This window comes from Oceanobacillus caeni, from assembly GCF_042678465.1.
In the GTDB taxonomy this organism is placed as follows: Bacteria; Bacillota; Bacilli; order Bacillales; family Amphibacillaceae; genus Oceanobacillus; species Oceanobacillus caeni.
On the sequence record NZ_JBHTKV010000004.1, the window covers coordinates 69583 to 81945 of the forward strand.

Sequence of the window (12363 nt, forward strand, 5' to 3'; positions counted from 1 at the left end):
TGTTAAAATAAAAAAATGAAACATTTTGTCTTTTCAATCGTATTAAGATAGGGGAAAGTAGGTGGGGACAATAGGGTTGAAAAAGATAGGGGTTATTTGTTTTCTTATATTTATTTCAATTTTCATGCTAATTTCTCTATATGGGGAAGAAGAAGGGGTTTTAGAGAAAGAAAAAGTAATCGAAAAAAAGGCCAATGACTTTGTTATACATATGAAAGTGGAAAGGGAAAAGAGTGGTATAGAAGTACATCACTCCCTGCAATACATAGGAGAAGGTGCGGTGGAAATTTTACATCAAACCCCATTAATTTCTGTTTCTTTGCTTGATAAAAACCATGATTTTACAGGAAGTTTAATTCAAAAGAAGCTGAATAAAGGTAATATTTATTATCAAGAGTCAAAAATTTTATCTCCAATAGATGTAAAGGGTGAGTGTAATTTATATGTAAGAGCAAAGTTTCTTGTAAATAACAAACTTGTCAATATTGACCATGTGGAACCATTAATGTTTAACTGAAAAAATTCAGAGGGATTCTCTGAATTTTTTTAATGGAGATGGAGGACCTCACTAAAAAGTCTTCTTTAATATATTTTTTCTTAAAATAATTTATCTGTTGTAATTCAAATAAATTTTGGTAGACTTTAACTATTAAAGAAGTAACTGGAGATGATGAATTCTAATGAAGACATTTAAGTTAAAAATGTTATTCGTTCTACCAAATAATCTAGAGCAAAAGGAAATAAAATTATTAGATGGCCTTATTATAAATAAGGAAGATGATTATTATCCAAATCAGTGGTTAATTGAAGCTTTTGTAAGTAAAGACTATACCACCTATTTTGAAAAAATAATGAACATAGAAGAGCTCTTGTTAAAGGTAAAAATAAGTAAAACAGATAATGAACCTGTCCTTTTTAAATCAAAAATTATTGGGATTAATGAAATTGGTGAAAATATCAATGTATTGTTTAAAGGGAATTTGGAAAAGAAAAAATAAAGGGCTAGGAGCATATCATGAAATTACATCACAGTCGTTTTCATTGGATTAATAAACTTACACCGGTACAAATATTGATTACCTATTACATATTAACTGTGATCATTGCAACAATTTTATTATCTTTACCGATATCCCATAAGGATGGGGTTCATATTCCGCTCATTGATGTTTTATTTGTTGCGGTCAGTGCAGTTAGTGTAACAGGTCTAAGCACTATATCCATAGTAGATTCATTAAGTGTAACAGGTATTTTTATACTAACAGGTATTTTACAGTTGGGTGCCGTTGGTATTATGGCTATTGGAACACTTATTTGGTTATTAATTGGGAAAAAAATTGGATTAAAAGAACGCAGATTAATTATGACAGACCAAAATCAAACAAGTTTCCAAGGAATGGTACGTCTTATCAAACAAATCATTTATGTATTACTTATCATTGAGTTGATTGCTTTTTTAGTTCTAGGTACTTATTTCTTACAATACTTTCCATCTCCTAAAGAAGCTTTTTTTCATGGTTATTTTGGGACGGTAAGCGCGATAACGAATGGTGGATTTGATTTAACTGGTTCATCACTTATACCGTATAACCATGATTACTTTGTTCAATTTATTAATATGTTACTAATTATTCTAGGGGCGATAGGTTTCCCTGTTTTAATTGAAGTTAAGAAATACATTTTTGCGAAAAAAGAGCATAGAAAAACTCAAAGATTTAGTCTGTTCACGAAAATTACGACAATAACATTTTTTATTTTAGTTGTAGTGGGAGCAGTTGGAATATATTTATTGGATATGAACCATTATCTTGCTGATAAAAATTGGCATGAGTCCTTTTTTTATTCTCTTTTTCAATCTGTAACAACACGAAGTGCTGGATTGTCTACAATGGATGTAAGTTCCCTTACGGAAGAAAGCCAGCTTTTTATGTCCTTTTTAATGTTTATCGGGGCTTCACCAAGTAGTGCTGGCGGTGGTATTCGAACGACGACATTTGCGTTAGTAATTATCTATATTATTGCTTCCGTACGTGGTGAAAAAAATATACGAATTTTTAATAGGGAGATTTATGAAGAGGATTTGTCTAAAGCAATAACCGTAACAATTATGGCGGGGTTTATTAGTTTCCTATCCGTACTAGTAATTTCAAAGCTGGAACCATATTCGTTGATCCAAATCATTTTTGAAGTCACTTCGGCATTTGGTACGGTTGGCTTATCGATGGGGATTACACCTGATTTAAGTACAACGACTAAGATTATTCTTATGGTATTAATGCTTATTGGTAGGGTTGGGATTTTTACATTTCTAATTATGTTTAAATCCAATAAGAAGAACAGAACCTTCCGCTACCCTAAAGAAAGAATCACTATAGGATGATTAAAATAATAAGCTTGTGCAAATAGCACAAGCTTATCGTTTATAGGATTTAGCAGTAAAATGCTGCGCCAACGATTATTAAAAGAATGAAAAGCACAACAATTAGCGCAAAGTTAGAACCATATCCACCATAGCCGTAACCATAGCCTCCACAATAGCTCATGCCAACACCTCCTAAAATGTTTCAATATACTATATGACCCATAACTGAAATTGTCTGGACGTTTGCCTAATTTTTTGTAAACCTTAAAGAGGCCGAAACATTTTTTAAAATAAATGGAAAATTTTTAAGAAGACTATTACAATTTAAATAAGGGATTGAATAGTAATGAAAAATATTTTTTACTTTATTTAGTGTAAGGAAATAGTATATGATTGGGTTAGAAGATAGTTAGTACTATTTCTACAATTGTTGAAAGGGGTGCAACATAAATGGGTGGCTTAGAAGTTCTATTTGGTGTAGTTTGTTTTGGAATACTAGCATTAAATATTGGTTATTGTATTTTAGATCATGAAAAATAAATGATTAGGAAGGGATAGTCGAAAACTATTCCTTCCATTAATTCTAATTATTTACCTCGTTCTTTTCCATTCGCTAAAGGGATAAATGATAATCTCTGACTTACCGATTATCTCACTTTCTTGGATTAATCCTAATCCGTTTCTACTATCTTTACTTATTGCACGATTATCCCCCATTACAAAGTAACTGTCTTCCGGTATGGTCTCTGGACCAAAATTATTTGTCTGAAGTCTGGCTTCCTCAGATAAAAATGTTTGGTTGTATCTTTCACCATTAATATATAGTTCACCTTCATTGATTTCAATCGTTTCTCCAGGTAATCCTATGACTCGTTTCACATAATTTTTCGTAGGTCTTTGAATTATTACGATATCTCCACGACTAGGTTCATCTATTAAATAGATAAGTTTATTAAAAATAACCCTTTCTCCATCTTCTAAGGTGGGATCCATACTTTCCCCTTCCACGATAGAAGTGGCGAAAATGAAAGTACGTAAAAAAAATGCGATTATGATTGCAATTACAATCGCCTTTAACCATTCAATCCATTCATTTTTTTGCTTTTTACTTTTATTCTTCAAAACGTACATTCCTTCCAACTACATGTATATTTACCATAGTAGCACAGTCTAAAAATAGAATCGACAATTATTTCTTAAAGTACGTGTTCAAAAAGTAGGTGAAAAGGATCGAGGTCAGCTAAAAACGCAATATCTTTAGCGGAATGTATGCAGTCAATACGTGAGCAAGCGGAACTTAGTCGAAGCTCCTTAGTTTCGAAATTTCATTTTCACCAGACTTTTGAACAACCTCTTAAAGTTATAATTGCTTGTCAATCGCTTATTAGCTATGCTAAAGTATAAAAGAATTATTTAAAGGAGGATATCTAGCCTAATATGAATAGCACTGAAAACGTTTTAGTTAAAATTGAGCATTTAAGAAAAAAATTGACCCAAATTGCCATGAATAAGGGGTTTACCGATAGGGAATCGATTGCCTTAAGTCAGGAATTAGATCATTTGTTAAACGTATACGATAATTTAAAAAGTGATAATGGAAAAGAAGATGAGGTTAAATAGATTTACTTTTTTAGTTTAGATATCCAACAAATGATGATTTTTATTACTTAACTATACAATCCTCGACTTAGTAAGTTCCTCCTTGACCTCAAAAGAAAGTACTTCTAAATTAAAGTCTCATTACCAAAAATAAACCATTATGTGTAATGGTTTATTTTTCCATCAGTATATTATGCTTCATTGGTATTAGTATGAACGTTTTTCCTATAAAATCCCCTAATTTCTAAAACCACCTTTTTGCGAATTGTAAAATTTTAATAAAATGTTCAAATAATTTAGATTAAAATAATTAGAATTAGGGTATAATAGATTCAGAACATTAAAGGAGTGTAACATATGAGACCGAAAACATTAAATTTTGAGCAACTAGTGGAACAAAATAAACAAGAATTATTAGATGATGAAAAAAGAATACAACAAATTGAATTACGTTTGGAGAAAAAACACAAAGAATTACTGAAATCAAAACGTAAACGAAACCAGGATGAAATGAAAGTATAATAGATATGAAAACAGGGATAGGAAAGCTATCTCTGTTTTTTGCGTTTATTCCACCTTAGAAGTCTTCTTTATGGATATAAATTTCTACTTATAAGTCTATTAATTAACGACAGAATGTAAAATAAATTCAAGGACCTTAGGTTGGTTAATTGTATGTTGCCCCTACAAGGGAAACCAACGTTAGCTACAATATCTGTTTATACGCCAGCTATCCTTTAATTCGTTTCCTGTCCGTCGAAGTGTCATTTTCAACGGACGTTTCGAAAATCCTCTTAAATCAATAAGTTAGCCGTATAGTTTATTTTAATTTAGGCAAAGATGTATGCAAATAGGGAAGGGAGGAGAGTAGGTTGAGAGAATTTATTTTTAGTTTCATAAAATTTCATCACCTTGCTGCTTTGGGATTAAATAATGAGCTTTTTTATTTTATTTTAATGTGTATGGTACTAATTATTATTTACGTGATTATCCATCCTTTCATACAATGGATTATACTTCTAAAATTAAACCATTTATTAAGTTATATTATTAGTAGTCTGTTTGTATTTATTGCAATATGCTTAATGATATTTTTTATTCCTAGTTTATCCGAGGCGAAAACAATAGTGATACAGATGATTTTACAAGTCTTTGCTTTTTTTGGAGTGTCATTAATCATTTTCTATAGCATACGCAAATTGATTGGTAAGACGTAATACTTTAGTAACTATTTTAATTCACGTAAACTCAATTTTTTCGTAAAAAAGCAAAATAAAAAAACTACTTCATTCTTATGTGAGAACTTCGTAGTTTATTCTTGTAAATTAAAACTTTCTTCGTGATGGATGAATTGGTGGCCATTCCATTTTTCCGAGAGAAGAAGGGGTATAGTAAGTAGAAGTGTATCTTCTATTAGAGCTATCTTGTTTTTTAACCGGCTTGTAATTTATATAATTATAAACAATTTTTTTGGCTTTTGATAATGACATTTTAGTTTGGGGATTCCGATAATTTTGATCCAATGAACCAAGATGCTTGAGTCCTTTGAAGTCTTCTTTAGTTGGGGGGATATGAAAATAATAATCGTCTACTTTAACTAATAAAGTAGAGTGTTGATTACTTAATTTGGGATGATCAGAAAAATGGAGTCCCATTTTAATAGCCTTTTTTTCTTTTAATAATTTGTTAATGGTTTCTTTTTTTATATAATACAAGTGCTTTGGTTCTGGCGCGGTTTTGGCATGTCTATTTATTATAAATAGTGCCTTTGCAATTTCTTTTAGTGAATCATCCTTTTGATCCATATTACAATTTCCTCCTTTCCACCGACTTTTATTCTATCGTATCGTAAAGCTTGTCTATAAGCAAGAAAAACGGGGCTGGAATATAAATTGAAAATGATTTGATTTTAGTGCAAGTCATGTAAATAAAACAGCATAAAATCAAAGTTTATCCAGTCAATTTCATGCTGTTTTATTTTAGAAAGGTTTTGTCCCAGCCTCAAATATCCTAATTTAGCTCTTTTAAATCTGCAACTATCGAATCTATCTCAGTTGCATCTACTCCACTATAATTTTTAATAACTTCACCTTCAGGGCTAACTAGAAAAAAGGAAGTACCGTGCATTACTTGATCATCTTCCTTTGGTTCGACAACTAGATTTTTAAATGATTTAATAGATAACTCCTTAATTGTATCAAAATCATAGCCTGTTAAGAAGTTCCAATTTGTAAAGTCTGCCTCATAACTTTCCCCATATTGTTTCAATACTTCTGGTGAATCAAATTCTGGATCAACACTAAAGGAAACTAATTTCACATCAAGATTCTCTTCTTTTAGTTTAGATTGGAGTTGGGACATGTTGTGTGTCATCGGAAGGCAAACGGTTGTACAATTTGTAAAAATAAAATCTGCGATCCACCATTCTCCCTCTAAATCTTTAAGTGATAAACTTTCATTATCTTGAGTAGTAAAATTAAAATTAGCAACTTCCTGTGACATATTTGTTTCTATAGGATATCCTCCGCAAGCTGCTAGGAAAAGAAATAAACTTAGTGAGAGAAATTTTAGGAATTTCATTTCACCACCCCTTTTGAATCTTTTTTCAAATAGCAAAATTTGCCTATTATTTTAATTGTAATATGATATCAAAAGAAAAGCAGGATATGTTTTGAAATATTTATGACAATCCTATCGTAATTAGGAGTGTTTTAAAGTAAAGATATGAATTTCAGGCTTACACAGGAATCGGTAGGGGAGACGCGTTGTCCCAATTCCGCTATTAACGTATAGTGTAAACGTATCCTTATTAAGCATATATTTCCCTTTAACATACTTTTCCGCATAATCAGGAGTATATAGATCACCAATCCATGGTAATCGAACTTGCCCGCCATGGCTATGACCGGATAATTGAACATCGATCGGGTACTTTGATGCAATGTCAGCATAGTCAGGTTCATGTGCCAATAAAATGGTAAATAACTCATGATTCACTTGATCCAATGCAACAGTTAAATCTGGCTTTCCTAACATGACATCATCTATACCTGCTAATATAAAACGGTCGGCTCCTTTTTCTATAACGGTATGGCTATTTTGTAATAAATGAAAATCAGATTCTTTCATTACTTTTTTAATAATTTCCGTGCCATATCCCCCGTGGTCGTGATTACCATATATCCAGAATTTACCATAAGGTGCGTCTAATCGTTTAAGTTTCTCTTGAATGGAAGTGTATGCATCAAATTTATTAGGATTGTCTACAAGATCACCTGTAAAAACAATAACATCCGGATGATTTGCGTTAATTTTTTCGATTAATTCGGAAAGCTGATCGACTGTATAATGGAAACCAATGTGGGTATCAGAGAACTGGGCAATTTTAAAATTATCAAAAGATGGAGGGATTTTTTTTGATTGAATGAGTTCGTGCTGAAATTTAATCATTCGAGGCTCCAATTCTTTTGCGTAAAAATATCCACCACCACTTAAACCAAATAAAGTGATGAGACTTCCCATCCCTCTTTTTAAAAAAGTCCGTCTATCCATAAAAAATCCTCTCCATTAATAAAAATACTAGCTAAAGAAATAATTAAAAATTGACTTTTTACCTTTTTCTGATAAAATTATAATGTAATGTGTTTTTTTCTGGTATGATAGCAGGTAGGGAAGGATAAAACTTTCTTCCTGTCAAGTGCAACAAAGGCATCCGCCAAAGCATAATACGAATAACTACAATTGTCTATTCTAACCTAAGATATGGATTGTGTCATCTGTGGGTTCCTTTTTAAGCAGGTAAGAAGTATAAAAATCTTTCCCATCTGGGGTTCCGATTACTCACCGTAAAAATTTGCATAAGTGCAACAAAGACATTTGCCAAACCTAAAGCAAATATTCTAATACTCATCTATTATATACCTCGTCAACTCTCTACTTTTATTCATTAAACTTCAGATTAAAACCCATTTAAGTGAAATAATATTTTTAAAGCTTAGGAAATGTATGCTATTATTTATTGTGTTACACTTATTATAGAGGAGAAAGCGCCTACACATTTTAGAGACATATTATATATCTATATTTAGTGTGTGTAATTTAAGAAGTTAAGTAATCATTAAACTTAAAAAAACAGATCGTTTGTTAAACACTTAAGAAGGGATGTTTATGCTATGAGTATGTTACAAGAAGATAGAAGATTATCAGATATTTCTGTTGGTGATTTAATGATTTCCTCCGAAAAGGTCGCCCGCGTACAGGTAAATAATCCTTTGGAACATGCTTTATTAGTATTAGTGAAATCCGGTTATTCAGCTGTCCCTGTGCTGGACACGTCTTATAAATTAGTTGGGATAATTAGTAAAACAGCCATATTAAATCAAATTTTAGGAATGGAACGATTCGAAATTGAAAAGCTATCAGAGTTAAAAGTGAAGGAAGCGATGAATGACAACCTTCTGACCTTAAAAAAAGAAAATAATTTATTAGATGGATTAAATGCTACAATCGATCATGCTTTTATATGTGTAGTAGATAAAGATAATTATTTCGACGGGATTTTAACTAGAAGAGCAATTTTAAAGCAATTAAAAAAGGAAATTTATGTTACAAATATATTTAATAAATAAAAGAAAAGCTCATGCTCTTTTTTTATCCCCCTAAATGGGTAGTAAGATTCCCATGGAATTCTTCTTTATTAGCAGATGGGAAAACATATAAAACTTTCTTTCTGCATAAGTGCAACTAAGGCATCAACTAATACTAAGTGAATGCCTTAGTTTTTAATATGCAAGGAAACCTTACATATTTCTCCGGTATTTGGGTCAAACTACATATGTAAATGTATATGTGAGGAGGAAATACGTATGGCACGTATTGGTGTAGAAGAAACACTATCAGATGTAAAAGCGGCATTGATGGAAATGGGACATGAAGTTGTAGATCTTAGAACTGAATCTGATGTAAATGGGTGTGATTGTTGCATCATATCTGGAATGGATAAAGATGTTATGGGAATGGCGGATGTTGTTACAGAAGCGTCTGTAATTAATGCACAGGGTTATGCTGCAGAAGATATTGTTCAAATGGTAAATGAAAGATTACAATAATAATTGTATTCAGTAACATCGCTTTGTAATGTAGTACTCCAATTAAAGTATGGGGAAGAGGGTAAATTCCTTCTTCTCTTTTTAGTGTGGTAAAATAGAGAAAATAACTAGGGCAGAAAATTTTCGTGTGATGAGATTAAAATCACGTGTTTATTGGCTGTAAGTCCACTACTTGAAGAAGTCGAGTTAAATAAAGATATCTAAAATGAGGAGTGGGCAGCCGGTAACGCCCTGAGAAGTTCAACTAACATTCAGTGGGGTATAAAAGGCCGAATAAAATCATGACGTTCTGAGCGTCGAAACTCTTTACTGAATGAGTTTCACTTTATTGGAGGATTTTTATGAAAAAGAAAGAGTTTGCAGTAATTGGATTAGGGCGATTTGGTGGTAGTATATGTAGGGAACTAAGTTTTGAGGGAATGCCTGTTTTGGCAATAGATATTGATGTTGAGAAGGTTAATGAGTTTAAGAATATTGCTTCCCATGCAGTTATTTTAGATTCAACAGATGAAGATTCTTTAAAAGACATAGGAATTTCCAATTTTGAACATGTTATTGTTGCAATTGGTGAAAATATCCAAGCAAGTATATTAACCACGGTAATATTAAAAGATTTAGGTGTTAGTAGGGTGACGGTAAAAGCGCAAAATGATTATCACGAAAAAATCTTGCATAAAATTGGTGCAGATCGAATTGTGCATCCTGAACGTGATATGGGAAAGCGCCTTGCGCATAATTTCATATCAAATAATATACTTGATTATCTTGAATTATCAGATGATCATAGTATTGCTGAGGTAAAAGTAGGAAGAAAAATGGTGGGGAAATCACTTGCTGAACTAGATATTCGTGCGAACTACGGTTGTAACGTTGTTGCAATTAAAAAGGGGAGTGAGATTAATGTCTCTCCTCAGGCTAATGAAGCCCTACAAACGGACGATATCCTTATTGTAATAGGAGCTGATAATGATTTGTCTAGGTTTGAAAAACATCTAGTAATTGATTAATAATAAAAGAACTGTAACCGGTCGTAATTGACAAAAAAGGCACTGTGATTCTTCACAATGCCTTTTTACTATTTAAACTTCCATAATAATAGGTAATACCATCGGTCTGCGTTTTGTTTTTTCATATAAGAAAGGTGCAATTGTATCTGTGATTTCATTTTTAATTTCAGACCATTGATTTGTTTTTCTTTCCATTACCTTATCTAAATGTTTGGATACTAATTTCTGTGCTTCATTAATTAAATCTTCGGATTCCCTCATGTAAACAAAACCACGAGAGATAATATCTGGTCCTGCAGCAATCTTGAATTCTCTCATATTAATACTTACAACAACGATTACTAGTCCTTCTTCAGATAAAATCCTACGATCACGTAAAACAATGTTACCAATATCACCAATTCCACTACCATCTACATAGATAGATCCAGATGGAATCTTGCCAGCAACGGATGCATTTTCTTTACCTAATGCTAGTACATCTCCGTTATCCATGATAAAACAGTTGTCTTCTTCCACATCACAAGAAACAGCTAATTTAATATGTTCTCTTAGCATTCGATATTCCCCGTGAATCGGCATGAAATACTTCGGTTTTATTAAACGAAGCATTAATTTTTGTTCTTCTTGGCTACCGTGACCAGAAGTATGGATGTTATTTAATTTTCCGTGAATCACTTCTGCTCCAGCACGATACAATTTATTGATAATTCTTGAAACACTCACTGTATTTCCAGGGATTGGTGAGGAAGAAAATACAACGGTGTCTCCCGGTATTAGTTGAATTTGACGATGTGTACCATTTGCAATACGAGATAATGCAGCCATGGATTCACCTTGGGAGCCAGTACAAAGAATAGTGACCTCATTTGCAGGTAAACGATTGATTTGATTACCATCAATAAAAGTTTCTTTAGGAACTTGAATGTAACCTAATTCTTGACCTAAGTTTATTGCGGATTCCATACTGCGCCCAAAAACTGCAACTTTTCTATTATGTTTTACAGCAGATTCAACAACCTGTTGTAAACGATAAATGTTTGAAGCAAAGGTTGCAAAAATTAAGCGCCCATCTACACGACTAAAAATTTCATTAATACTGTCTCCTACAACTCTCTCGGACATGGTAAAACCAGGTATTTCACTGTTTGTACTATCCGATAATAGACAAAGTACACCTTCTTTTCCAATTTCAGCCATTTTCGTAAGGTTAGCCGGTTCTCCAACAGGGGTAAAATCGAATTTAAAATCGCCTGTGTGTACGATATTCCCTGGGGGAGTCTTTATTAAGATTCCAAATGCATCTGGAATACTATGTGTAGTACGGAAAAAAGTTACAGAAGTTTTACGGAATTTAATTATATCATCTTCTTGTATGGGTATTAATTTTGCATTACGTAATAGACCATGTTCATCTAATTTATTTCGAATCAATCCTAGTGCAAGTTTTCCAGCATATATAGGAACATTCACTTCTCTAAGAAAATACGGAATTCCCCCAATGTGATCCTCATGACCATGAGTAATGAATAACCCTTTAATTTTATCTTTATTTTGTACAAGGTAAGTGAAATCGGGTATTACATAATCAATTCCAAGAAGTTCATCTTCAGGAAATTTTATACCTGAATCAATGATAATAATTTCATCTTGGAACTGTACCGCATACATGTTTTTACCTATTTCACCTAACCCACCGAGTGCGTATATTGCTGCTTGATCGTTTTTGACAAATTTCATCCGTTACACATTCTCCAATTTAAAGTGTTCGGATTGTTTTTCGTATTCAAGATGTGCTGGGTCTAGTGCATGAATATGTTCTACATTAATTTTATAGCCTTTTTTTATTAATTTATCGCGAATCTCACGTACAGATTCTCCTTCTACATACATACTTTTTGTACGTTCACGAACTGGTATTTCATCAGGTGATTCCTGATAAAGAACTTTAAATATCATGTTTTCTCTCCTGCCTTTAATTAGTATTGTTTATTCCGTTCTGTATTTTTCTGTAATGTTTTCCGTATTTATTAATAGAGTTTTTGATAATCCGCAAAAATTTGATTGGTAAAATTTACTGGTAGTCTTTTTTAAATGTTGTAGGTACACGTCCTTCTTTCTTTAAAAATTCCTTCCATCGTTTCTTAAGCTTTTCTTTAAGGCGTTTTAACATGACTTAACACGTCTCCTTTCAAAAGAAGAAAAGCAAAAAACTTCTACCGTTCCAATCCCTCTTAATCTTTAGTATAGTATGTTTTGGGAAATATTGAAATAAAAATCCATCATT

15 protein-coding genes are annotated in these 12363 nt (G+C 32.2%); 8 read left to right on the forward strand and 7 right to left on the reverse strand.

All coding sequences use genetic code 11. The annotated features are described in order from the left end of the window. Window positions 1–61 precede the first annotated feature (61 nt). The 3 genes from ACFQ18_RS04765 to ACFQ18_RS04775 all read left to right on the forward strand — a co-directional run bounded on the left by ACFQ18_RS04765 (window position 62) and on the right by ACFQ18_RS04775 (window position 2380). A complete protein-coding gene (locus ACFQ18_RS04765) occupies window positions 62–517 on the forward strand; it encodes a hypothetical protein (protein WP_204797831.1) in 456 nt (151 codons plus the stop codon). 163 nt (window positions 518–680) lie between these two features. Next, window positions 681–998, forward strand: a complete 318-nt coding sequence (locus ACFQ18_RS04770) for a YwpF family protein (protein ID WP_204797830.1) — start codon at window positions 681–683, stop codon at window positions 996–998. Between the two features lie 17 nt (window positions 999–1015). Then, a complete protein-coding gene (locus ACFQ18_RS04775) occupies window positions 1016–2380 on the forward strand; it encodes a TrkH family potassium uptake protein (protein WP_047185459.1) in 1365 nt (454 codons plus the stop codon). Between the two features lie 49 nt (window positions 2381–2429). On the opposite strand, the gene ACFQ18_RS04780 is transcribed toward ACFQ18_RS04775, so the two are convergent. Continuing rightward, entirely contained in the window at window positions 2430–2543 is a 114-nt protein-coding gene (locus tag ACFQ18_RS04780; RefSeq protein ID WP_083452656.1) for a YjcZ family sporulation protein, read from the reverse strand. 410 nt (window positions 2544–2953) lie between these two features. Further along, window positions 2954–3484: a signal peptidase I gene (lepB, locus tag ACFQ18_RS04785; RefSeq protein WP_225344201.1), complete on the reverse strand. Its 531-nt coding sequence runs from the start codon at window positions 3482–3484 to the stop codon at window positions 2954–2956. Between the two features lie 315 nt (window positions 3485–3799). Here lepB and ACFQ18_RS04790 point away from each other — a divergent pair, with 315 nt between their 5' ends. Continuing rightward, complete coding sequence (locus ACFQ18_RS04790; protein WP_204797829.1) at window positions 3800–3982, forward strand: aspartyl-phosphate phosphatase Spo0E family protein; 183 nt, start codon at window positions 3800–3802, stop codon at window positions 3980–3982. A 336-nt stretch (window positions 3983–4318) separates the two neighbouring features. Beyond that, window positions 4319–4483: an FbpB family small basic protein gene (locus ACFQ18_RS04795; protein WP_083452657.1), complete on the forward strand. Its 165-nt coding sequence runs from the start codon at window positions 4319–4321 to the stop codon at window positions 4481–4483. A gap of 803 nt (window positions 4484–5286) precedes the next feature. Here the strand turns inward: ACFQ18_RS04795 and ACFQ18_RS04800 are convergent. From ACFQ18_RS04800 to ACFQ18_RS04810, 3 genes are all read right to left on the reverse strand, one after another. Beyond that, window positions 5287–5766, reverse strand: coding sequence for a YkyB family protein (locus ACFQ18_RS04800; RefSeq protein WP_060669280.1), 480 nt, complete (start codon window positions 5764–5766; stop codon window positions 5287–5289). A gap of 205 nt (window positions 5767–5971) precedes the next feature. Then, window positions 5972–6541, reverse strand: a complete 570-nt coding sequence (locus ACFQ18_RS04805; RefSeq protein ID WP_204797828.1) for an SCO family protein — start codon at window positions 6539–6541, stop codon at window positions 5972–5974. 120 nt (window positions 6542–6661) lie between these two features. Beyond that, entirely contained in the window at window positions 6662–7513 is an 852-nt protein-coding gene (locus ACFQ18_RS04810) for a metallophosphoesterase (RefSeq protein ID WP_060669281.1), read from the reverse strand. 620 nt (window positions 7514–8133) lie between these two features. Here ACFQ18_RS04810 and cbpB point away from each other — a divergent pair. The 3 genes from cbpB (at window position 8134) to ACFQ18_RS04825 (ending at window position 10076) form a co-directional block, all read left to right on the forward strand. Then, a complete protein-coding gene (gene cbpB, locus ACFQ18_RS04815) occupies window positions 8134–8589 on the forward strand; it encodes a cyclic-di-AMP-binding protein CbpB (RefSeq protein WP_379565840.1) in 456 nt (151 codons plus the stop codon). Between the two features lie 237 nt (window positions 8590–8826). Beyond that, window positions 8827–9069 (forward strand): YkuS family protein, encoded by a 243-nt coding sequence (locus ACFQ18_RS04820; protein WP_047185345.1) that lies wholly within the window; start codon window positions 8827–8829, stop codon window positions 9067–9069. Window positions 9070–9410: 341 nt separating this feature from the next. Beyond that, the gene (locus ACFQ18_RS04825; RefSeq protein ID WP_047185346.1) at window positions 9411–10076 is read left to right on the forward strand and encodes a potassium channel family protein; all 666 of its coding nucleotides are present in this window, start codon (window positions 9411–9413) and stop codon (window positions 10074–10076) included. Between the two features lie 72 nt (window positions 10077–10148). Here the strand turns inward: ACFQ18_RS04825 and rnjA are convergent, their stop codons facing one another. Continuing rightward, the gene (gene rnjA, locus ACFQ18_RS04830) at window positions 10149–11816 is read right to left on the reverse strand and encodes a ribonuclease J1 (RefSeq protein WP_204797827.1); all 1668 of its coding nucleotides are present in this window, start codon (window positions 11814–11816) and stop codon (window positions 10149–10151) included. 3 nt (window positions 11817–11819) lie between these two features. Beyond that, window positions 11820–12035, reverse strand: coding sequence for a DNA-dependent RNA polymerase subunit epsilon (locus tag ACFQ18_RS04835; protein ID WP_047185348.1), 216 nt, complete (start codon window positions 12033–12035; stop codon window positions 11820–11822). Window positions 12036–12363 lie beyond the last annotated feature (328 nt).